Raw genomic sequence first — 20,474 nt, 5'->3', positions numbered from 1 at the left:
TGCGGTCCGTTAACTTCCGTGACTCATACGTCCCGTACGACCCGCGCGGGACGTTCCGTCGCGGAGCACCAGCGCCCTGTGAGCCCCCGGGGGCACCAGCCATGACACGCGCCATCTCCCTGCACCAGGTCAGCAAGTCGTACACCCGCGGCGTCCGCGTGGTGGAACGGCTGTCGCTCGACATCCGCCCCGGTGAATTCCTCGTCCTGCTCGGCCCCTCCGGCTGCGGCAAGTCGACGGTCCTGCGCATGATCGCCGGGCTCGAGGAGGCCACCGAGGGCGAGATCCGGCTGGACGGCGAGTACGCCAACGATCTGCCGCCCTCCGGGCGGGACATGGCGATGGTCTTCCAGAACTTCGCCCTCTATCCGAGCATGACCGGCCGCGACAACATCGGCTTCCCGCTGCGCATCGAGACCCCCGGTACCGACCCCCGCCCGCGGGTCGACGCCACCGCCCGGATGCTCGGCATCGAGGACCTGCTCGACCGGTTCCCCAGCCAGCTCTCCGGCGGCGAACGCCAGCGGGTCGCCATGGGCAGGGCCATCGCCCGCCATCCCTCCGCCTTCCTGATGGACGAACCGCTGTCCAACCTCGACGCCAAGCTGCGCAACCACCTGCGGGCCGAGATCGCCAAACTCACCAGGGACCTGGGCGTCACCACGGTCTACGTCACCCACGACCAGACCGAGGCGATGTCGCTGGGCGACCGGGTCGCCGTCCTGCGCGGTGGAGTCCTCCAGCAGCTGGGCACACCGCGCACGGTCTACGCCCTGCCCGCCAACGTCTTCGTCGCCGCCTTCATCGGCACGCCCCGGATCAACCTGCTGCGCGGGCTGGTCCGGGCGCCGCTCGACGGCGCCATGTCGATCAGCCTCGGCCGGCAGTATCTGCGGCTGCCCGAACCGCTCTCCCTGGACCACCAGTTGCTCCGGGTGCAGCAGGGACGTGAGGTCATCGTCGGGCTGCGTTCCGAGGCCGTGCGGATCGCCAGGCCCGCCGAGGCGCGCCCGGGTGAGGTGGCGATCACCGGACTCGTCGAGCACGTCGAGTTCCAGGGCCACGAGGTCCTCGTCCATTTCAACACCGGCTCGCGGCCGGCCGTCGTACCGGAGCTGGAGGCGCCGCGGCCCTCCCGTGCGGTGCGGCGCCGCCGCCGGGACGGCACCGTCCTGGACCGGCTGCGCGAGCGTGCCGGTTCGCTGCGGGCGGGACCGGTGGTGGTGCTGGAGCACCCCGGGGACGCGGAACCGGAGCCTGTCGAGACGGCACCCCCGGCCGGGCGGCTGCCCGGCGACCTCGTCGTCCGCACGACCCCCGACATCGAGCTCCGCCACGGTATGCAGGTGCCGCTCCTCGTCGACCTCGCCCACCTGTTCGTCTTCGACCAGCACGGCGAGCGCATCTGCCCGGCCCCGGCGCGGCTGCCGGATCTGGAGGAGTGAGCCGGGGCACCGGGAGCCGGGAGCCCGCGGGTGCCGAGAAGGAGCCGGAGGCCGGACCCCTCTGGCGCCGGAAAACTATCATCGCTAGTTTAGGGTGCGGACGACGCGGCCCCTCCCGGGAGGAACACGATGAAGGCACATGACGGCATGTACATCGACGGTGCCTGGCGCCCCGCCGCCGGCGGCGACACGATCGAGGTCGTGAACCCGGCCGACGAGCAGGTCGTCGGCCGGGTCCCGGCAGGAACGGTCGAGGACGTCGACGCCGCCGTACGGGCCGCGCGTGCCGCCTTCCCGGGATGGGCGGCCACGCCGCCGGCCGAGCGGGCGGCCCGCCTGGCCGCCCTGCGCGACGTGCTCGTCGCCCGGAAGGACGAGATCGCCGAGACCGTGACCGCCGAACTCGGCTCGCCCCTGCCGTTCTCGCAGGCGGTGCACGCGAGCGTGCCGATCCTGGTCGCGGGCTCGTACGCCGAGCTGGCCGCCACGTACGCCTTCGAGGAGAAGGTCGGCAACTCGACCGTCTACCAGGAGCCGGTCGGCGTCGTCGGCGCGATCACCCCCTGGAACTACCCGCTGCACCAGATCGTCGCGAAGGTGGCCCCCGCGCTCGCCGCGGGCTGCACGGTGGTGCTGAAGCCCGCCGAGGACACGCCGCTCACCGCCCAGCTGTTCGCCGAGGCCGTGGCCGAGGCGGGCGTCCCGGCCGGCGTCTTCAACCTCGTCACCGGCCTCGGCCCGGTCGCAGGCCAGGCCCTCGCCGAGCACCCGGGCGTGGATCTCGTCTCCTTCACCGGCTCCACTGCCGTCGGCCGGCGGATCGGCGCGACCGCGGGCGCGGCGGTCAAGCGGGTCGCCCTGGAACTCGGCGGCAAGTCCGCCAACGTCATCCTGCCGAGCGCCGACCTCGCCAAGGCCGTCAACGTCGGCGTCGCCAACGTGATGTCCAACTCCGGACAGACGTGCAGCGCCTGGACCCGCATGCTGGTGCACACCTCGCAGTACGAGGAGGCGGTCGGGCTGGCCGCTGCCGCCGCCGCGAAGTACGGCGACCGCATCGGCCCCGTCGTCAACGCCAAGCAGCAGGAACGCGTACGGGGATACATCGAGAAGGGCGTCGCGGAGGGCGCGCGGCTCGTCGCGGGCGGTCCCGAATCCCCGCGCGAGCAGGGCTACTTCGTCAGCCCCACCGTCTTCGCCGACGTCACTCCCGACATGACCGTCGCCCAGGAGGAGATCTTCGGGCCGGTCCTCACCATCCTGCGCTACGAGGACGAGGCGGACGCCCTGCGGATCGCCAACGGCACGGTGTACGGACTCGCGGGCGCGGTGTGGGCCGGCGAGGAGTCGGAGGCCGTCGCGTTCGCGCGGCGGCTCGACACCGGCCAGGTCGACATCAACGGCGGACGCTTCAACCCCCTGGCACCCTTCGGCGGTTACAAGCAGTCCGGCGTGGGCCGCGAGCTCGGCACGCACGGACTGTCCGAGTACCTCCAGACCAAGTCCCTGCAGTTCTAGACGAGATCCGGGAGCCTTCCTCATCATGGTCCGCGCCGCTGTCCTGCCCGCCGTGGGTGCCCCGCTGGAGATCACCGAGATCGAGCTGCCCGAACCCGGCCCCGGCCAGGTACGGATCCGGCTCGCCGCCGCCGGGGTCTGCCACTCCGACCTGTCCCTGTCCGACGGCACCATGCGGGTGCCGGTCCCGGCCGTCCTCGGTCACGAGGGCGCCGGCACCGTCCTCTCCGTCGGCGAGGGCGTCACCCACGTCTCACCGGGTGACGCGGTCGTCCTCAACTGGGCACCCTCCTGCGGGAAGTGCCACGCCTGCTCGCTCGGCGAGGTCTGGCTGTGCGCCCACGCGCTGGCCGGCGCCGGGGACGTGTACGCACACCGGGCGGACGGCACGGACCTGCACCCCGGCCTGAACGTCGCCGCGTTCGCCGAGGAGACCGTCGTGGCCGCCGCGTGCGTCCTGCCCCTCCCCGAGGGAGTACCGCTCACCGACGCGGCCCTGCTCGGCTGCGCCGTGCTCACCGGCTACGGCGCCGTCCACCACTCCGCCCGGGTCCGGGAGGGCGAGACGGTGGCCGTCTTCGGCGTCGGCGGGGTCGGTCTCTCCGCGCTGCAGTCGGCCCGTCTGGCGGGCGCGTCGAAGATCGTCGCCGTGGACGTCTCGCCGGAGAAGGAGGCCCTGGCCCGGGAGGCCGGCGCCACGGACTACGTCGTCGCCTCCGAGAACACCGCCCGGGAGATCCGCGGCCTCACCGGGAAACAGGGTGTCGACGTGGCCGTGGAGTGCGTGGGCCGCGCCGTCACCATCCGTACCGCCTGGGACTCCACGCGCCGCGGCGGCCGCACCACGGTCGTCGGCATCGGCGGCAAGGACCAGCAGGTCACCTTCAACGCCCTGGAGATCTTCCACTGGGGAAGGACCCTCTCGGGGTGCGTGTACGGCAACTCGGACCCCGCGCGGGACGTGCCGGTGCTGGCCGAACTCGTCCGCGCCGGACGCCTCGACCTCGGCGTGCTGGTCACCGAGCGGATCGCCCTGGACGGCATCCCGGCGGCCTTCGACAACATGGTCGCGGGCAAGGGCGGCCGGGCGTTGGTGATCTTCTAGGGGGCCCGGGGCGGCGAGCACCGGTTACCGGCACTGGTACCGGTGCCGTTCCGGTGCCGGTGCCGGTACAGCGCCCGGACCGGCGCTCAGGCCCTGTCGGTCCCGGTCCCGGTCCCCGTACTCGCTCCGGGCCCGGTCTCGACGTCGGTCTTCCTCCCCGCGGCCGGCTGCGCGGTCGCGGCCGGCTCGGGGACCGGCGCCGTGCACGCGGCCGCCGTCGCCCGTGTGCGCGGCCGGGACCGGGAGACCGCCACCCCCGCCAGGCACAGCAGGCCACCGCCGAGCGTGAACAGCCCCGGCACCTCGTCGAGGAACAGCCAGGACATCAGTACGACCAGCGCGGGCACGGCGTACGTGGTCGCGCCCATCCGGCTCGCCGTCGTACGGGCCAGCGCGTAGGCCCAGGTCGTGAAGGCCAGGGCCGTCGGGAAGATGCCCAGGTAGATCATGTTGAGGGTGGCCGACAGGGGTGCGTCGGCCGCGTCCCGCACCAGCTGCCCGGCGAACGGCAGACACAGGGCCGCCCCGACGAGACACCCGAAGGTCGTCACCTGGAGGGGGCTGGCGCTGCCCAGCGCGGGCTTCTGGGCGACCACTCCGGCCGCGTACGCCCCCGCCGCGAGCAGGCACAGGACGACACCGAGGACCGACGAACCGCCGCCGCCCGACATCGACATCCCCACCGTCACGGCGCCCGCGAAGGAGACCGCCATGCCGGCGAGCAGCCGCGGCGGCATCGCGTCGCCGAGCAGCCGCGAGCCGAGCAGCGCGATCAGGATCGGCCCGGTGTTCACCACGAGTGCCGCCGTGCCGGCGTCCACCTGCTGCTCGCCCCAGTTGAGCGCCACCATGTAGAAACCGAACCAGAGCACCCCGGATATCGCGATCCCGCGCCAGGCCGCCCGCGGCGGCAGCCCCTCCTTGCGGACGAGCCACAGCACCCCCAGCGCGAGGGCGCCGGCGAGCAGCCGCCCGAGGGCCAGCCCGCCCGGCGCGTACGCGGCGCCCGCGCTGCGGATGGAGACGAAGGCGGACGCCCACAGCATGACGGTGACCGTGGCCGCGCCCGCGGCGAGCAGTTCCGCACGGCGGCCGGGGGCGGACGGGGAAGTGTTCATCATGCTCCTGAGGCTAGAGGGGGCCACGGGGAAGGGCTCGCGGTTTTTGGGCACCGTGGCGGGGAGGGGGCTGTCGTGGTCGCCGGACAGCGAAGAGCGGGTCGCCGCGGGGCCCGCCCCCGCGGCCCCGGGCGCGGGAGCCCCGGTCAGCGCAGCGCCGCCGCGTCGATGCCCAGCAGCTCGGCCAGCACGCGCTCGCCCACGTTCGTGACCTTCACCGCCCGTTCCGAGCCGATGCGCACGCACCAGCCCGCCTCCAGCGCGTGGCGGCACAGGGCCGCGCCCGCGACGCCCGCGAGGTGCGGGCGGCGCTCGGTCCAGTCGAGGCACGCCCGGGCCAGCGGGCGCCGCCCCGTGCGGACGAGCCCGATCCCGGCCTCGGCGAACCAGTCCAGCCCGTCGTCCGTCAGCGCGAACCCGGTGTCCTGGCGCAGCAGGCCGCGCTCGGTCAGGCTCTGCGTGACGGCGATGCCGAGCCGCCCCGCCAGGTGGTCGTAGCAGGTGCGCCCGCGTGCCATCGCGGACCCGGCGCTCGACTCCCGCAGGCCGCGCGGCCGTTCGGCGGCTCCGGGCGCCGTCTGGGCGGCGAGATCCTCGACGAGCTGCGCCACCCGCGCGTCCGCCAGCCGCACGTAGCGGTGGCGCCCCTGGCGTTCTTCGGCGAGCAGACCGCCCCGGACCAGCTTGCCCAGGTGCTCGCTGGCCGTGGAGGCGGCGACCCCGGCGTGCCGGGCCAGTTCACCGGCGGTCCACGCCCGCCCGTCGAGCAGCGCCAGCAGGAAGGCGGCCCGGGTCTCGTCGGCGACCAGTCCGGCGAGCCGGGCCAGCCGCGGTGCCCGGCTGTCCCGGGACCCGCGTCGGTTCGTCATGCGCTCCAGCCTGCCGCATCGACGGTTCGGCGCGCGCCGAACCGTACCGGAGGGTGCCTGGTGCCGTGCCCAGAGCTAAACGCCCCGTCCCACCTGCCGGTACTGCTGTGCCAGCCCGTCCAGCAGGGCGGTGAGGCCCGTCTCGAAGGCCCGTTCGTCGATCTTCTCCTGCTGCTCGGCCAGGAGGTGCGCCTGCCCGAGGTGCGGATAGTCGGCCGGGTCGTAGGCCGTCTCGTCGTCCACGAAGCCCCCGGCGAAGGAGCCCAGCGCGGAACCCATGATGAAGTACCGCATCAGCGCGCCGATGGACGTGGCCTGGGCGGGTGGCCAGCCCGCGTCGACCATCGCGCCGAAGACGGCGTCGGCGAGGCGCAGGCCCGCGGGTCTGCGGCCGGGGCCGCGCGCCAGGACCGGGACGATGTTCGGGTGGGCGCGCAGGGCGGCCCGGTAGGAGACGGCCCAGTCGTGCAGGGCGGTCCGCCAGTCCCGCCCGTCCTCGAACATCGACAGGTCGACCAGTGCGCTCACCGAGTCCGCCACGGCCTCCAGGATCTGGTCCTTGGTGCGGAAGTGGTTGTAGAGCGAGGGACCGCTCACTCCCAGCTCGGCGGCGAGGCGGCGCGTCGAGACGGCCGCGAGACCCTCCGTGTCGACGAGCCCCCGCGCCGTCTCGACGATGCGGTCGGTGCTCAGCAGGGGCTTGCGCGGTCGGGCCATGGCGCACATAGTAGGGCTGCGAACAGAAACTAGCAGTGCTAATTTAAATGTTCGGTATTCAAGCTCGGCCTGAGAGTACGGCCTTCCATGTGGGGTGACGCGTCATGAACCTGGAGCTCAGCGAGGAGCAGACCGCGGTCCGGCGGCTCGCCAAGGACTTCGTGGACCGCGAGATCGCCCCGAACGTCGTCGCCTGGGACCGTGCCGAGGAAGTGGACCGGTCCATCGTCAAGAAGCTCGGCGAGGTCGGCTTCCTCGGCCTCACCGTCGACGAGGAGTACGGCGGCTCCGGCGGCGACCACCTCGCGTACTGCCTGGTGACGGAGGAGCTGGGCCGCGGTGACTCCTCGGTCCGCGGCATCGTCTCGGTCTCCCTGGGGCTGGTCGCCAAGACCATCGCGCACTGGGGGAACGAGGAGCAGAAGCGGCGGTGGCTGCCGGGTCTCACCTCCGGCGATCTCGTCGGCTGCTTCGGCCTCACCGAGCCCGGCACCGGCTCCGACGCGGGCAGTCTGACGACGAGGGCCGTGCGCGACGGCGACGACTACGTCCTCAACGGCACGAAGATGTTCATCACGAACGGCACCTGGGCCGACGTCGTGCTCCTCTTCGCCCGCTCCACGGACGCACCGGGGCACAAGGGGGTCTCCGCCTTCCTCGTCCCGGCCGACGCCCCCGGCCTCACCCGGCGCACGCTCCACGGCAAGCTCGGCCTGCGCGGCCAGGCCACCGCGGAACTGGTCCTTCAGGACGTGCGCGTCCCCGCCACCGCGATGCTCGCGCCGGAGGGCAAGGGCTTCTCCGTCGCCATGTCCGCGCTGGCCAAGGGGCGCATGTCCGTCGCCGCGGGCTGCGTCGGCATCGCGCAGGCGGCACTGGACGTGGCGGTGAAGTACGCGACCGAGCGCGAGCAGTTCGGCAAGTCGATCGCCCACCACCAGCTCGTCCAGGAGCTGATCAGCGACATCGCGGTGGACGTGGACGCCGCGCGGCTGCTGACCTGGCGGGTCGCGGACCTCATCGACCGGGGGCTGCCGTTCGCGCCCGAGTCCTCGAAGGCCAAGCTCTTCGCCTCGGAGGCGGCGGTGCGGGCCGCGAACAACGCCCTCCAGGTCTTCGGCGGCTACGGCTACATCGACGAGTACCCGGCGGGCAAACTGCTGCGCGACGCCCGCGTGATGACCCTCTACGAGGGCACCAGCCAGATCCAGAAGCTGCTCATCGGCCGTGCGCTGACCGGCGTCTCCGCCTTCTGAGTACGTCCTCGCGTGTTCCGTGAGTATCCCGGCGGATGTGGCCCCGGCCGCATCCGCCGAAGCTGTTCCCATGAGTGAGACACCGGTCAAGCAGCAGTCCACGGCGGCCTTCTACGGCCAGGCAGTGGCCTCTTTCTCGGTCGCCATCGCGGCGACCGCCCTCGGCATCTTCCGGCTGGACGCCAACGCCTGGGTGCGCGGGTTCCTCGGCATCGCCGTCCTCTACCTCGTGACCTCGTCCTTCACCCTGGCCAAGGTGATCCGCGACCGCCAGGAGGCCGGGCAGATCATCAGCCGCGTCGACCAGGCGAGGCTCGACAAGCTGCTCGCCGAGCACGACCCCTTCGAGCAGCGCTGACCACTTTCGCGCGCCGCTGAGCGGGCACTCTAAGCGCCCGCTCAGCTTCGGGGGTATGGTGTTCGTCCTGTCACTGGAAGGGGCGCGAGCGATGAGTACGGCGGAGGAGACGGCCGGCGGCGAGATGCAGCCGTGGGGAGAGGTCACCCCGGACGCGGCCCGGCGGCTGCTCGTGGCCGCCGTGGAGGCCTTCGCCGAGCGCGGCTACCACGCGACCACGACCCGGGACATCGCGGGCCGCGCGGGCATGAGCCCGGCCGCGCTCTACATCCACTACAAGACCAAGGAAGAGCTGCTCCACCGGATCAGCCGCATCGGGCACGAGAAGGCGCTCGCGATTCTGCGGGCGGCGGCCGACGGCGAGGGCGGCGCCGCCGAACGCCTCGAGGTCGCCGTCTCCTCCTTCGTCCGCTGGCACGCCGCCCAGCACACGACCGCACGGGTCGTGCAGTACGAGCTCGACGCCCTCGGCCCCGACACCCGCGCCGAGATCGTCGCCCTGCGCCGCCAGGTGGACGCGCAGGTCCGCGGCATCATCCAGGACGGCGTGGCGGCGGGCACCTTCGACGTGCCGGACGTCGCCGGCACGTCGCTCGCGGTGCTGTCGCTCTGCATCGACGTGGCGCGCTGGTTCAACGTCGACGGGCCGCGGACGCCCGACGAGGTCGGCGCGCTCTACGCCGACCTCGTCCTGCGGATGGTGGGGGCGAGGAAGTGACCCGCGGCCGGCGTCGGCTCCGGTCCGCCCCGGGTCAGAAGTAGTAGCGGGAGACCGACTCCGCGACGCACACCGGCTTGTCGCCGCCCTCGCGCTCGACCGTCACCGCCGCCGTGACCTGGACGCCGCCGCCCGCGTCGGTGACCTCCGTCAGGACCGCGGTGGCGCGCAGGCGCGAGCCCACCGGTACCGGCGCCGGGAAACGCACCTTGTTGGAGCCGTAGTTGACGCCCATTTTCATGCCCTCGACCCGCAGCACCTGCGGCACCAGGGCGGGCAGCAGCGACAGCGTCAGATAGCCGTGCGCGATGGTCGTGCCGAACGGGCCCGCGGCGGCCTTCTCGGGGTCCACGTGGATCCACTGGTGGTCGCCCGTGGCGTCCGCGAACAGGTCGATCCGCTTCTGGTCGATCTCCAGCCAGTCGCTGTGCCCCAACTGCTCGCCCACGGCCGCCTTCAGCTCGTCGGCGGATGTGAAGATCCTCGGCTCTGCCATGTCCCTGGCCTCCCACGCGTCAATGTCTAAGCGACTGCTTAGCATGGTCCGGCTCGGGGCTCATGTCAACGGACCGGCCGGGTGACGGGGTGGGTAGGGTTCCAGGGGTGCCCCAGATTTCCGACAAGATCCACGAACTCACGGTCGGCCAGCTGTCGGCCCGCAGCGGCGCCGCCGTCTCGGCCCTGCACTTCTACGAGTCCAAGGGCCTGATCAGCAGCCGCCGCACCCCGGGCAACCAGCGCCGGTACCACCGCGACACGCTGCGCCGTGTCGCCTTCGTGCGGGCCGCGCAGCGCGTCGGCATCCCGCTCGCCACCATCCGCGAGGCGCTCGCCGAACTGCCCGAGGAGCGCACGCCGACGCGGGAGGACTGGGCCCGCCTCTCCGAGGCCTGGCGGTCGGAGCTGGACGACCGCATCACGCAGCTGGGCCGGCTCCGCGACCACCTGACGGACTGCATCGGCTGCGGCTGCCTGTCGCTGGAGAACTGCGTGCTCTCCAACCCCGACGACGTCTTCGGCGAACGCCGGGCCGGCTCCCGCCTCATGGTCGAACCGGCCGCGACCGCCCGGCGGCAGAACCCGCGGGAGTCCGAGGGCTGCCGCTGAGCGACAGCCCCCGCCCGCCCCTACTCGTACTCCGTGCCGCCCCTGCGCGTCAGGTACGCCGGGCTGACCGCCTTGGCGATGGCCCGGCCCCCCGTCACCGGGCTGTGGCGCTCGGTGGCCGGACGGATCACGACACCCTCGCGCAGATGCAGCGCGCGTCCGGACACGGTCTCCCGGCCCGAGGCGGCCTCCAGAACGCGCTCGACGTCGTACGGACCCGCGTACAGCCGCGGGACCAGCGGCAGTTCGCCGTCGAGCAGCTCCGCCGCGTCCAGCCAGCGGACCTGCCCGTCGATCTCCGCGGACACGTCGAAGACGGCGTAACCGAGGGTCTCCCGGCGGCCGTCGGCACCGTACGACAGGTCCTGCACGCCCGCGCCGTACACCTCGCCGAAGATGCCGACGCGGGCCGCGCCCAGCCGCTCGGCGAGCCGCGCCGCCGCCTCGGCTACCCGGTGGCCGCGGACCGCGCGCCAGTACACGTTGCGCGGATCCTCCTTCAGTGCCAGCGACTTGGCGCCGAAGCCCTTGGAGGAGACCTGGACGCGGCCCTCGGCGGCCGTGTACGTGAGCAGACAGGCCGAGCCGTGCAGCTTCTCGGTCAGGACGACCGGCTCGCCGGGAGTGAAGATGTCCGGGTGGCGCCGGATGTTCTCGATGTCGACCCAGGGCAGGAGGCCGGGCGCCGGCTCGATGTCGCCGTTCATCGTGGGCGGGACGGGCGGCACCCACTTGACGATGCCGAGCCGCCCGGCGAAGTCGGTCCCCTCCGCGGCGGCCCTCGCCAGGTCGACGTCCGCGAGGGCCCGCGGGCGGCACACGATGCCCTGGGACAGCTCGCCGCGCAGCCGTACGGCCTTGACCCGGTCCGCACCGCTGCCCGCCAGGCGCCCGGTCAGTCCCAGCTCCTCGATCAGGGCGGCCGGCAGCACCGACTGCTCCGGGATGTAGACGGCGCTCTCGCCGGTGCGGTAGGCGCCCTTGGCGACGACGGCCCGGTACAGACCCACCTGGGCCAGTTCGAGCGCGTCCGCGTTCGGATGCTCGTGGACGGTCAGCACTTCGGCGGTGACGCGCAGCGTCGACATCGTGGGCTCCTCGGTTCCTCAGCCGTGCCTCATCGCGCCCAACTGTCCGCACGCAAAAGGGGTGGAGCCAGCGATTTCGGGGTTGCTACCGTCCTGGGCCCGGGCTCCGTGCCGCGTCGAGGCGGTGGCTTCCGCCGTGGAGCCGCAGTGCCGCCGTCACCAACCGGGCGTTGGACTCCGCTCGCCGGCCGTCCGGCAGAACCAATGTGTCCTCGAGACCGATCCGGGTCGCGAGCCCCAGCCGCCCGGCCAGGCGCAGCACCGGCCAGGCGCCGCCCTCCTCGCCGTGCAGCAGCACGGGCCTGCCGTGCGCGGCGCCGAGGTCGCGGAGCAAGGCCCGAGCCGCCTCGGGGGCCGTCGCGGGGGAGGGGTCGGTCACCTCCGCCAGGACGCGCAGCACCCGCCCGGCCAGCGGCGACGCCGCGAACCGCGCGGCGCCCTCCGTACCGGACCAGATGCCCGCCTCGACGCCCACTCCCCGGTCGAGCAGCGCGGCGGCGACCTCCTCGGCGCCCGGCTCGTGCCAGTTGACCGAGGCGTGGTCGGGCAGCACCGTCCAGGCGCGGATCCGGGCCACCCGGGCCGCGGGATCCGGCTCGGCCCACGCGCCCGTGGTCACGCCGACCGGGACGCGAACCTGTGAACGTATCGCTTCGAGCACGGCCGCAACCGCCTGCGCGGACAATGTGTCCTGTCCACAGGGAGACTTGGGATGGACGTGGATGTCCACCGCCCCGGCCGCCACGGCCCCGGCGGCGGAGTCGGCCAGCGCTCCCGGCGACATCGGCACGACCGCGCCGGCCTCGGCCCCGCGGGCTCCGTTCAGACAGACCTGCATCATGCCCCCGATGGTGCCCGACGCCACTGACAACCGCCGGATCCGCGCGGAACCCGGCGCAGCGGAGGAGGAACACGATGAGTGTCGTCATCAGCTCGCTGAAATGGGAGGCCGCGCGCTCGGGGGCCCAGCGGATCACGTACGACGAGGACGGCTATCACCTCGTCCGCTTCCCCTACGGGGCGGCCGAGGAGTCCTACGACCCGTGGCGGATGCACGACCCGGCGCACGGAGGCTCCGAGCCCTCCGCGTTCCCCGACGCCCGCTCCGGGCTGATCTGGCCGAGCCACGACGGCTGGGGCGTGCTGTCCGCCATGGTGTTCTGGGAGGCGGACACACGCGCCCTGGAGTACCGGGCGCGTTTCGTGCGGGACCCGCTGAACTCGTCCACGGGATACGACTCGACGGCCACGAACGACACGATGCTGACCCGGGGCGGCCAGTTCCGCACCTATCTGTGGCAGATGTTCGTGCATCCCGGGACCCCGGTCGGTCTGAAGATCTCGGCGCGCGGAGCGGGGGACGCGAGGATCGCCACCCGGATCACGCTCGCCGAGTTCAAGCTCGCCATCCACACGGACGTGCGGACGCCGTAGGCCGCCCGCACGGGGGTGCGTCCCCACGCGCCACACCCCCGCCGCCCTCACGCCGACATGAGCAGCAGCCGTCCGCGCCGCGTCTCCGCCAGGGCCTCGGGTGTCAGAACGGGCCGCGGCACGACGATGCCGCAGCCCGTGCACACCGGCCCCGACGACGGTTCGTGGGCCAGGTCGTACTTCCAGACGAGGCGGTCCTCCGCGCACACCGGGCAGACCGTGCCCGGCTCGCGCTCCAGCGCGGCGATCAGCCGCCGCAGCACCTCCGCGAGCGGTCCGTGCGGGTGGACCTCCGGGTCGTCGCACCAGGCCACCCCGAAGCCGCCCCAGGTCAGCCGGTGCCAGTCGTCCACGGTGCCCGGCCTGCGCAGTCCGTCGTGCTTCTCCTTCTTGCGGCGCTGCGCGAACGCGACCTCGTAGGCGAGCCAGACCTTGCGGGCCTCTTCCAGTTCGTCCAGCGCGGCCACGAGCCGCGCCGGGTCGGGGGATCGGTCCTCGGGGCCGAAGCCGGCCCTGGAGCACAAGTGGTCCCAGGTCGCCCGATGCCCGTACGGGGCGAACCTCTCAAGGCACTTGCGCAGTGAATAGCGCCGCAGTGCCAGATCGCACCGCGGGTCGCGCACTTGTCTCGCCAGACTCCGGAAACCGGCCATCGCCCTGCACCTCCGTCACATCTGCACCTGAACTTCGGTCACTTCGGCGTCGTCGTCCTGCGGACGTCGCCGAATAGACGTATCGACACGCGATTCGGCTCCATCCGATGTCCGACGACCGCCACCATCCGTCCACCGATCCCTTCACGACGGGCCTCCCGCCGTTGTCAACCGCCTGCCGAAGTCCGCAGCGGACAAGGCCACTCGGCCCGGACCGCTCCGCGCGGAGCCGTCGTCCCGAGAAAGTGACGCATGTTCACCTTCCGGCGCGGGGATACCGGCGGTAACGTCCGGCACCACCCCGTCGGGAGGAGCTGCCATGCCACGGCACACCCCACGCACCACCCTCGACAGACTGAGAACTCCTCGCAGATTCCCCAAGTTCCTCAAGAGCGCATCCATATGCGTCCTCATTGCCGGTCTTTTGTCCCCCATTACCCAAGCGGCCGCCGAACCGGTGACCGTCACCGCGGCCGAGGACCACTGCGGAGGCCGGTGTTCGGACATCCTTCCGCCCGGTGAGAACGGCAACGCCACCCTCGCCGAGATCCTGCTCAACCAGGCGTTCGGCACCCAGCCCGGCCACGCCGAGGACCAGCTCGCGCCCTACGCCAAACTCCCCTCGGGGTACTCCGCGCTCACCGACACCAAGATCAACGACTTCTTCAACGACGCGTCCTTCGGCGTCCCCTCCGATCAGGTCGCCTCGACCGTCAAGCCCGCCGGCCGCGGCGACGTGACGATCGTCCGGGACAAGAAGACCGGCGTCCCGCACATCACGGGCACCACCCGCTACGGCACCGAGTTCGGCGCCGGGTACGCCGCCGCCCAGGACCGGCTGTGGCTGATGGACGTCTTCCGGCACGTCGGACGCGGCCAACTGACCTCCTTCGCGGGCGGAGCGCCCTCGAACCAGGGTCTGGAGCAGGAGTTCTGGCGCAACGCGCCCTACACCGAGGCCGACCTACAGGCCCAGATCGACGACGCCACCGCGAACAACGGCCCCCGCGGGCAGCAGGCCCTCGCCGACGCCAAGGCCTACCTCGACGGTGTCAACGCCTACATCGACACCTCCGACAAGGGCCGCTACTTCCCCGGGGAGTACGTCCTCACCGGCCACAAGGACTCCATCACCAACGCCGGCACCATCGACCACTTCAAGCTCACCGACCTGGTCGCGCTGGCCTCCGTCATCGGCGCGCTCTTCGGCTCGGGAGGCGGCGGCGAGGTCGGCAACGCCCTCTCGCTGCTGGCCGCCCAGTCCAGGTACGGCGTGGCCGAGGGCACCGAGGTCTGGGAGTCCTTCCGCGAGCGCAACGACCCCGAGGCGGTGCTGACCGTCCACAACGGCGAGAGCTTCCCGTACGCCTCCAAGCCCGCGGACCCGCAGGGCCGGGCCCTGCCCGACGCGGGCTCGGTGACCCGGGAGCCCCTGGTCTACGACCGCACGGGGAGCGCGGCCAAGTCCGGTGCCACCGCCGCCTCGGCCACGGCCGCAGCCGCCCTCGGCTCGGCCAGGCGCGGCATGTCCAACGCCCTGGTGGTGAGCGGCAAGCACACCGCGAGCGGCCATCCCGTCGCCGTCTTCGGCCCGCAGACCGGGTACTTCGCACCCCAGCTGCTCATGCTCCAGGAGATCCAGGGACCGGGTCTCAGCGCCCGCGGCGCCTCCTTCGCGGGCCTCAGCATGTACGTCGAACTGGGGCGCGGCCGGGACTACGCGTGGAGCGCCACCACCTCCGGCCAGGACATCATCGACACGTACGCGGTGGAGCTCTGCCAGGACGACCACCACTACCTGTACCACGGCACCTGCACGGCCATGGAGAAGGTCGAGCGGACCAACGCGTGGAAGCCGACCGTCGCCGACTCGACCCCGGCGGGCTCGTACCGCATGCAGGTCTACCGCACCAAGTACGGACCGGTGGAGTACCGCGCGACGGTGGGCGGCAAGAAGGTCGCCTACACCACCCTGCGCTCCTCGTTCCTGCACGAGGCCGACTCGATCATCGGCTTCCAGATGCTCAACGACCCCGATCACGTGAAGGACGCGGCGACCTTCCAGAGCGCGGTCCAGCACATCAACTACACCTTCAACTGGTTCTACGCCGACTCCGAGCACACCGCCTACCACAACAGCGGTGACAACCCCGTCCGCGCCACCGGTGTCGACCCCGACTACCCGGTCCGGGCGCAGGCGGCCTACGAGTGGCGGAACTGGAAACCGGAGAACAACACCGCCGACTACACCCCGCCGTCCGCCCACCCCCACTCCGTCGACCAGGACTACTACATCTCCTGGAACAACAAGCAGGCCAAGGACTACTCGACGGCGTCCTGGGGCGACGGGTCCGTGCACCGCGGCAATCTCCTGGAGGACCGGGTCGGGAAACTGGTGACCGCGGGCGGTGTCACCAGGGCCGCGCTGGTGAAGGCGATGGCCGACGCGGCCCTCGCCGACCTGCGGGCCGAGGACGTGCTGCCGAAGCTGCTGAACGTGGTGAACGGCGAGCCCGTCACGGACGCCACCGCCGCCGCGGCCGCCGGCAAGCTGTCCGCCTGGGCGAGCGCCGGCGGACGGCGGGCCGAGACCGCGGCCGGCTCGAAGACCTATGCGCACGCCGACGCGATCCGGATCATGGACGCCTGGTGGCCGCTGCTGGTGAAGGCCGAGTTCGAACCGGGCCTCGGCGCCGAGCTGTACACCGCCTTCACGAACAACCTGCCCGTCGACGAGTCGCCGTCCGCCGCGCACGGGCCGACCGGGGCACACGCCGGAAGCGCCTTCCAGTACGGCTGGTGGAGCTATGTCCACAAGGACATCCGGGCGGTCCTCGGCGAGCCGGTGCGGGGCGGCCCGGCCAAGAAGTACTGCGGCGGCGGCAGCCTCGGCGCCTGCCGGGACATCCTGATCAGCACGCTGAAGGAGGCGGCGGGAAAGACCGCGTCCCAGGTCTACCCGGGTGACGACCAGTGCTCGGCGGGCGACCAGTGGTGCGCCGACTCGATCGTGCACCGGACGCTCGGCGGCATCAAGCACGGCGGCATCGGCTGGCAGAACCGGCCGACCTACCAGCAGGTGGTGGAGTTCACGTCGCACCGGTGAGCCCGGGCGACGCACCCCTTCCGTACGGCGGCGGGCCGAACCGACATGGCCCGCCGCCGCACGGGCCCGCCGGGGAGCCCTGGGGCATCCCCGGCGGCTACCGGTAGAGGAGGTACTCCGCGCGCACGCGCCGGAACGCCGCCAGTTCGTCCTGCCAGGCCGCCACGACCTCGTCGGCCGTCGCTCCCGCGTCGATCGTCGTGCGCACCAGCGCGGAGCCCGTCAGCTTGTCGATCCAGTTGTCCGGGCGCCATGCGAACCCGCTCCAGACCTGCTTCGCGGTCACCAGGAGCGCGATGCCGGCGCGGACGGGGTCGTACGCGGCCCGGTCGTGGACGTGGATCTGCACCCCGCCGACCGTCTTGCCCTGGAACTTGGAGAAGGTGGGCGTGAAGTACGCCTCCCTGAAGTGCACCCCGGGCAGCTCCAGGCGTTCGGCGGCCTCGGCCCAGCGCCCGTCGAGCCCCTCCGCCCCGAGCAGTTCGAACGGCCGGGTCGTGCCCCGCCCCTCCGACAGGTTCGTCCCCTCGAAGAGGCAGGTGCCGGGGTATACGAGCGCGGTGTCGGGAGTGGGCATGTTCGGGCTCGGCGGCACCCAGGGCAGCCCCGACGCGTCGTAGAACTGCGACCGCCGCCACCCGGTCATGAGCACGGTCTCCAGCGGCACCGGCGTCGTCAGGAACTCGCCGTTGAACAGCCGGGCCAGCTCCGCCACCGTCATGCCGTGCGCCTGCGCGACGGGCTGCCGTCCGACGAAGGTCGCGAACTCCTTGTGCAGGACGGGCCCGAGAGCCGCGCGCCCGGTCACCGGGTTCGGCCGGTCGAGCACCACGAAGCGCTTGCCCGCGAGCTGTGCGGCCTCCATGCAGTCGTACAGCGTCCAGATGTACGTGTAGAAACGCGCGCCCACGTCCTGGATGTCGAAGACGACGGTGTCGACACCGGAGGCGGTGAAGACGTCGGCCAGCGGACGGCCGCTCTTCAAGTACGTGTCGTAGACCGGGAGTCCGGTCGCCGGGTCGTCGTAGCGGCCCTCGGAGCCGCCCGCCTGGGCGGTGCCGCGGAAGCCGTGCTCGGGACCGAAGACGGCCGTCAGGTCCACCCGGTCGTCGGCGTGCATCACGTCCACGATGTGGCGCACGTCGCGGGTGATGCCGGTCGGGTTGGTGACGACGCCGACCCGCCGGCCGTCGAGCAGCGCGTAACCGTCCGCGGCCAGGCGCTCGAAGCCGGTGCGCAGCCGCCGGCCGCTTCCGTGGGCGGCGGCCGGCGTCGCGGACGCCGCGACCGCGGCCGAGGTGGCGGCGAGCAGGCCTCGTCTGGACAGCTTCATGCGGTGACCTCCGTGATCGACGGAACTGTCATGGTCACGCACGCTAGCGGTCACCGCGGCGCCACGGAACGAAGCGGACCGGCCTCGTCGGGGCCACCCCTTCCGCCACTACATACCGACTGGTTAGTCTGACGCGCAGCAGGAGCCGATTCGCGTCGCGCCGAAGGAGACCGATGGTGGAAGCCGTGCAGGATGCGGGAGTGGTCGTCACCGGAGCGGGGGGCGGCATCGGGGCCGCGCTGGCCCGTCGCTTCGCCGCCGAGGGCGCCCGGGTCGTGGTCAACGACCTCGACGCCGACAAGGCGAGGGCCGTGGCCGACGAGATCGGCGGGACCGCGGTCCCGGGCGACGCGTCCACGATCGTCGCCGAGGCGCGCGAGGCACTCGGCGGCACCATCGACGTGTACTGCGCCAACGCGGGCCTCGCCTCCGGCGGCACCGAGGCGGCCGACGAGAAGGTCTGGGCGCTCGCCTGGGACGTCAACGTGATGGCCCACGTCCGTGCGGCCCACGAGCTGATCCCGGGCTGGCTGGAGCGCGGCAGCGGCCGTTTCGTCTCCACGGTCTCGGCCGCCGGACTGCTCACCATGGTGGGCGCCGCGCCGTACAGCGTCACCAAGCACGCGGCGTACGCCTTCGCCGAGTGGCTCTCGCTGACCTACCGCCACCGCGGAGTGAAGGTCCACGCGATCTGCCCGCAGGGCGTCCGCACGGACATGCTCACGGCCGCCGGCAGCGCCGGCGACCTGGTGCTCCTGCCGACGGCGATCGAGCCGGACGACGTCGCGTCCGCCCTGTTCGACGGCATGGCGGAGGACCGGTTCCTCATCCTCCCGCACCCCGAGGTCGCCGGGTACTACGAGGCACGGGCCGCGCACCCCGACCGCTGGCTGACCGGCATGAACCACCTCCAGCAGAAATGGGAGGCGTCCCAGTGACGGCCTCCCGCTACGCGGCCAGGCCCTGGCTGGCCCAGCTCAACGAGGCGCAGCGGGCCCCGGTCGACCCCCTCGACTCCCTCGTGCACGCCCTGCGCAGAGCCGCGGCGGCCACCCCGGACCGGGCCGCCCTCGCCTACTTCGACGGGCGGCTCGCCTACCGCGAGGTCGACGAGCTGAGCGACTCCGTCGCCGGGCACCTGGCCGCCCGCGGCATCGAACGCGGCGACCGCGTGGCGATCCTGCTGCAGAACTCCCCGCACTTCGTGCTCGCGCTGCTCGGCGCGTGGAAGGCGGGCGCGATCGTCGTACCCGTCAACCCCATGTACAAGTCGGGCGAGGTCCGGCACGTCCTCCAGGACGCCGAGGTCAGCGCCCTCGTCTGCGCCGACCGCGCCTGGGAGTCGTATCTGCGCGAGACGGCCGCCGACTCACCCGTACGCCTCGTCCTCACGGCCTGCGAGCTGGACCTGCAAACCCGCGACGACCCGCGCGTGCTCGGCTTCGAGCGGCTCCCCGCCGCCGCGGACGCCGACGACCTCCTGACCGTGGCCCGCCGGGGCCACCCGGCGCCCGGGGGCCGCGACGCGGCCCCGGCCGACATCGCGCTCATCAGCTACACCTCGGGCACGAGCGGCGCCCCCAAGGGCGCCACCAACACCCACGGCAACCTGATGCACAACGCCGAACGTCAGCGCACCGGACTCGACCTGCCCGAAGCGCCGGTGTACTTCGCCCTGGCCCCCCTGTTCCACATCACCGGGATGGTGGCCCAGCTCGCCGGGTGCCTCAACAGCGCGGGGACGCTCGTCCTCGCGTACCGCTTCGAGGCGGGCGTCGTCCTCGACGCCTTCGCGGAGCACCGCCCCCTCTACACCGTGGGCCCCTCGACGGCGTTCATGGCGCTCGCCGCGCACCCGGCCGTCACCCGCGACCACTTCGCGTCGTTCCGGATGATCTCCTCCGGCGGGGCGCCGCTGCCGCCCGCCCTGGTGGAGAAGTTCCGGGCCGGCTTCGGCCCGTACCTCCACAACGGCTACGGCCTGACCGAGTGCAGCGCGCCCTGCGCCTCCGTGCCGCCCGGCCGCGAGGCCCCGGTCGACCCGGTGTCGGGCACCCTGGCCGTGGGCGTGCCGGGCCCCGACACGGTCGTACGCGTCGTCGACGACCTCGGCCGGGAAGTGCCCTTCGGGGAGCAGGGCGAGATCCTCGTCCGCGGCCCGCAGGTCGTCCCCGGCTACTGGCGCCGCCCCGAGGCCACCGCCGAGACCTTCCCCGACGGCGAGCTGCGCACCGGCGACATCGGCTTCATGGACGCCGACGGCTGGCTCTACGTGGTGGACCGCAAGAAGGACATGATCAACGCGTCCGGCTTCAAGGTGTGGCCGCGCGAGGTGGAGGACGTCCTCTACACCCATCCCGCGGTCCGCGAGGCGGCCGTCGTCGGCATCCCCGACGGCTACCGCGGAGAGACCGTCAAGGCGTACATCAGCCTGCGCCCCGGCAGCGACGCGGCCCCCGACGCGCTCGCCGCGTACTGCAAGGAGCGGCTGGCCGCGTACAAATACCCGCGCCGGGTCGAGATCCTGCCGGAGCTGCCGAAGACGGCGAGTGGGAAGATCCTCCGACGGGAACTGCGTTCCCGCCGGGACAGCACGTCGCAGGCGGACAACGCGTAGCAGCGGACGACGCACCACAACAGGTACAGCGA

The 20,474-nt window shown here is 72.5% G+C and carries 19 protein-coding genes; 11 read left to right on the top strand and 8 right to left on the bottom strand.

The window, feature by feature from the left end; genetic code table 11:
* Window positions 1-101 precede the first annotated feature (101 nt).
* From ACFYP4_RS28040 to ACFYP4_RS28030, 3 genes are all read left to right on the top strand, one after another.
* Window positions 102-1,445 carry an ABC transporter ATP-binding protein gene (locus tag ACFYP4_RS28040; RefSeq protein WP_358852438.1) on the top strand — a complete coding sequence of 448 codons (1,344 nt, stop codon included), beginning with the start codon at window positions 102-104 and terminating at the stop codon, window positions 1,443-1,445.
* Window positions 1,446-1,574: 129 nt separating this feature from the next.
* Window positions 1,575-2,963, top strand: coding sequence for an aldehyde dehydrogenase family protein (locus ACFYP4_RS28035; RefSeq protein WP_358852439.1), 1,389 nt, complete (start codon window positions 1,575-1,577; stop codon window positions 2,961-2,963).
* A 25-nt stretch (window positions 2,964-2,988) separates the two neighbouring features.
* Complete coding sequence (locus ACFYP4_RS28030) at window positions 2,989-4,068, top strand: Zn-dependent alcohol dehydrogenase (protein ID WP_358852440.1); 1,080 nt, start codon at window positions 2,989-2,991, stop codon at window positions 4,066-4,068.
* Between the two features lie 86 nt (window positions 4,069-4,154).
* Here the strand turns inward: ACFYP4_RS28030 and ACFYP4_RS28025 are convergent, their stop codons facing one another.
* From ACFYP4_RS28025 to ACFYP4_RS28015, 3 genes are all read right to left on the bottom strand, one after another.
* A complete protein-coding gene (locus ACFYP4_RS28025; protein WP_388789055.1) occupies window positions 4,155-5,189 on the bottom strand; it encodes a DMT family transporter in 1,035 nt (344 codons plus the stop codon).
* 143 nt (window positions 5,190-5,332) lie between these two features.
* The gene (locus tag ACFYP4_RS28020; protein ID WP_388789052.1) at window positions 5,333-6,055 is read right to left on the bottom strand and encodes an ArsR/SmtB family transcription factor; all 723 of its coding nucleotides are present in this window, start codon (window positions 6,053-6,055) and stop codon (window positions 5,333-5,335) included.
* A gap of 75 nt (window positions 6,056-6,130) precedes the next feature.
* Window positions 6,131-6,772: a TetR/AcrR family transcriptional regulator gene (locus ACFYP4_RS28015; protein ID WP_358852443.1), complete on the bottom strand. Its 642-nt coding sequence runs from the start codon at window positions 6,770-6,772 to the stop codon at window positions 6,131-6,133.
* A gap of 104 nt (window positions 6,773-6,876) precedes the next feature.
* Here ACFYP4_RS28015 and ACFYP4_RS28010 point away from each other — a divergent pair, with 104 nt between their 5' ends.
* From ACFYP4_RS28010 to ACFYP4_RS28000, 3 genes are all read left to right on the top strand, one after another.
* On the top strand, window positions 6,877-8,028 hold the full coding sequence (locus ACFYP4_RS28010) for an acyl-CoA dehydrogenase family protein (protein WP_358852444.1): 1,152 nt from the start codon (window positions 6,877-6,879) through the stop codon (window positions 8,026-8,028).
* Between the two features lie 70 nt (window positions 8,029-8,098).
* Window positions 8,099-8,386 (top strand): YiaA/YiaB family inner membrane protein, encoded by a 288-nt coding sequence (locus ACFYP4_RS28005; protein ID WP_358852445.1) that lies wholly within the window; start codon window positions 8,099-8,101, stop codon window positions 8,384-8,386.
* A gap of 91 nt (window positions 8,387-8,477) precedes the next feature.
* Window positions 8,478-9,104, top strand: coding sequence for a TetR/AcrR family transcriptional regulator (locus tag ACFYP4_RS28000; protein WP_388789047.1), 627 nt, complete (start codon window positions 8,478-8,480; stop codon window positions 9,102-9,104).
* 34 nt (window positions 9,105-9,138) lie between these two features.
* Here the strand turns inward: ACFYP4_RS28000 and ACFYP4_RS27995 are convergent, their stop codons facing one another.
* The gene (locus tag ACFYP4_RS27995; protein ID WP_358852447.1) at window positions 9,139-9,600 is read right to left on the bottom strand and encodes a MaoC family dehydratase; all 462 of its coding nucleotides are present in this window, start codon (window positions 9,598-9,600) and stop codon (window positions 9,139-9,141) included.
* A gap of 107 nt (window positions 9,601-9,707) precedes the next feature.
* Between ACFYP4_RS27995 and soxR the strand changes: the two genes are divergently transcribed.
* On the top strand, window positions 9,708-10,211 hold the full coding sequence (gene soxR, locus ACFYP4_RS27990) for a redox-sensitive transcriptional activator SoxR (protein ID WP_358852448.1): 504 nt from the start codon (window positions 9,708-9,710) through the stop codon (window positions 10,209-10,211).
* A 20-nt stretch (window positions 10,212-10,231) separates the two neighbouring features.
* Here the strand turns inward: soxR and ACFYP4_RS27985 are convergent, their stop codons facing one another.
* Entirely contained in the window at window positions 10,232-11,299 is a 1,068-nt protein-coding gene (locus tag ACFYP4_RS27985; protein WP_358852449.1) for an RNA ligase (ATP), read from the bottom strand.
* 85 nt (window positions 11,300-11,384) lie between these two features.
* Window positions 11,385-12,140, bottom strand: a complete 756-nt coding sequence (locus ACFYP4_RS27980; RefSeq protein WP_358852450.1) for a 3-keto-5-aminohexanoate cleavage protein — start codon at window positions 12,138-12,140, stop codon at window positions 11,385-11,387.
* A gap of 74 nt (window positions 12,141-12,214) precedes the next feature.
* Between ACFYP4_RS27980 and ACFYP4_RS27975 the strand changes: the two genes are divergently transcribed.
* On the top strand, window positions 12,215-12,733 hold the full coding sequence (locus ACFYP4_RS27975) for a hypothetical protein (protein ID WP_358852451.1): 519 nt from the start codon (window positions 12,215-12,217) through the stop codon (window positions 12,731-12,733).
* Between the two features lie 47 nt (window positions 12,734-12,780).
* Here ACFYP4_RS27975 and ACFYP4_RS27970 read toward each other — a convergent pair whose 3' ends face one another.
* A complete protein-coding gene (locus tag ACFYP4_RS27970; RefSeq protein ID WP_358852452.1) occupies window positions 12,781-13,386 on the bottom strand; it encodes a hypothetical protein in 606 nt (201 codons plus the stop codon).
* A 319-nt stretch (window positions 13,387-13,705) separates the two neighbouring features.
* Here ACFYP4_RS27970 and ACFYP4_RS27965 point away from each other — a divergent pair, with 319 nt between their 5' ends.
* On the top strand, window positions 13,706-16,492 hold the full coding sequence (locus tag ACFYP4_RS27965; RefSeq protein WP_388789042.1) for a penicillin acylase family protein: 2,787 nt from the start codon (window positions 13,706-13,708) through the stop codon (window positions 16,490-16,492).
* Between the two features lie 97 nt (window positions 16,493-16,589).
* On the opposite strand, the gene ACFYP4_RS27960 is transcribed toward ACFYP4_RS27965, so the two are convergent.
* Window positions 16,590-17,825, bottom strand: a complete 1,236-nt coding sequence (locus ACFYP4_RS27960; RefSeq protein ID WP_388789039.1) for an exo-beta-N-acetylmuramidase NamZ domain-containing protein — start codon at window positions 17,823-17,825, stop codon at window positions 16,590-16,592.
* A 173-nt stretch (window positions 17,826-17,998) separates the two neighbouring features.
* On the opposite strand from ACFYP4_RS27960, the gene ACFYP4_RS27955 reads away from it, so the two are divergent.
* Window positions 17,999-18,763: an SDR family oxidoreductase gene (locus ACFYP4_RS27955; RefSeq protein WP_358852455.1), complete on the top strand. Its 765-nt coding sequence runs from the start codon at window positions 17,999-18,001 to the stop codon at window positions 18,761-18,763.
* Window positions 18,760-20,442 carry an AMP-binding protein gene (locus ACFYP4_RS27950; protein WP_358852456.1) on the top strand — a complete coding sequence of 561 codons (1,683 nt, stop codon included), beginning with the start codon at window positions 18,760-18,762 and terminating at the stop codon, window positions 20,440-20,442. The genes ACFYP4_RS27955 and ACFYP4_RS27950 overlap by 4 nt, the downstream gene beginning before the upstream one ends.
* Window positions 20,443-20,474: the final 32 nt, after the last annotated feature.

This window comes from Streptomyces sp. NPDC005551, from assembly GCF_042871785.1.
Taxonomy (GTDB): Bacteria; Actinomycetota; Actinomycetes; order Streptomycetales; family Streptomycetaceae; genus Streptomyces.
The sequence above is the reverse complement of the archived record's forward strand: the minus strand, read 5'-3'. Positions and strand labels throughout refer to the sequence as shown.

What these genes read in the sequence shown, in the direction of transcription:
- ACFYP4_RS28015 (WP_358852443.1), bottom strand. Translation starts at nt 6,772, where the DNA reads ATGGCCCGACCGCGCAAGCCCCTGCTGAGCACCGACCGCATCGTCGAG.
- ACFYP4_RS28025 (WP_388789055.1), bottom strand. Translation starts at nt 5,189, where the DNA reads ATGATGAACACTTCCCCGTCCGCCCCCGGCCGCCGTGCGGAACTGCTC.
- ACFYP4_RS27985 (WP_358852449.1), bottom strand. Translation starts at nt 11,299, where the DNA reads ATGTCGACGCTGCGCGTCACCGCCGAAGTGCTGACCGTCCACGAGCAT.
- ACFYP4_RS28020 (WP_388789052.1), bottom strand. Translation starts at nt 6,055, where the DNA reads ATGACGAACCGACGCGGGTCCCGGGACAGCCGGGCACCGCGGCTGGCC.
- ACFYP4_RS27975 (WP_358852451.1), top strand. Translation starts at nt 12,215, where the DNA reads ATGAGTGTCGTCATCAGCTCGCTGAAATGGGAGGCCGCGCGCTCGGGG.
- ACFYP4_RS27955 (WP_358852455.1), top strand. Translation starts at nt 17,999, where the DNA reads ATGGTGGAAGCCGTGCAGGATGCGGGAGTGGTCGTCACCGGAGCGGGG.
- ACFYP4_RS28010 (WP_358852444.1), top strand. Translation starts at nt 6,877, where the DNA reads ATGAACCTGGAGCTCAGCGAGGAGCAGACCGCGGTCCGGCGGCTCGCC.
- ACFYP4_RS27965 (WP_388789042.1), top strand. Translation starts at nt 13,706, where the DNA reads ATGCCACGGCACACCCCACGCACCACCCTCGACAGACTGAGAACTCCT.
- ACFYP4_RS27970 (WP_358852452.1), bottom strand. Translation starts at nt 13,386, where the DNA reads ATGGCCGGTTTCCGGAGTCTGGCGAGACAAGTGCGCGACCCGCGGTGC.
- ACFYP4_RS28040 (WP_358852438.1), top strand. Translation starts at nt 102, where the DNA reads ATGACACGCGCCATCTCCCTGCACCAGGTCAGCAAGTCGTACACCCGC.
- ACFYP4_RS27980 (WP_358852450.1), bottom strand. Translation starts at nt 12,140, where the DNA reads ATGATGCAGGTCTGTCTGAACGGAGCCCGCGGGGCCGAGGCCGGCGCG.
- ACFYP4_RS28000 (WP_388789047.1), top strand. Translation starts at nt 8,478, where the DNA reads ATGAGTACGGCGGAGGAGACGGCCGGCGGCGAGATGCAGCCGTGGGGA.
- ACFYP4_RS27995 (WP_358852447.1), bottom strand. Translation starts at nt 9,600, where the DNA reads ATGGCAGAGCCGAGGATCTTCACATCCGCCGACGAGCTGAAGGCGGCC.
- ACFYP4_RS28035 (WP_358852439.1), top strand. Translation starts at nt 1,575, where the DNA reads ATGAAGGCACATGACGGCATGTACATCGACGGTGCCTGGCGCCCCGCC.
- ACFYP4_RS28005 (WP_358852445.1), top strand. Translation starts at nt 8,099, where the DNA reads ATGAGTGAGACACCGGTCAAGCAGCAGTCCACGGCGGCCTTCTACGGC.
- ACFYP4_RS28030 (WP_358852440.1), top strand. Translation starts at nt 2,989, where the DNA reads ATGGTCCGCGCCGCTGTCCTGCCCGCCGTGGGTGCCCCGCTGGAGATC.
- ACFYP4_RS27960 (WP_388789039.1), bottom strand. Translation starts at nt 17,825, where the DNA reads ATGAAGCTGTCCAGACGAGGCCTGCTCGCCGCCACCTCGGCCGCGGTC.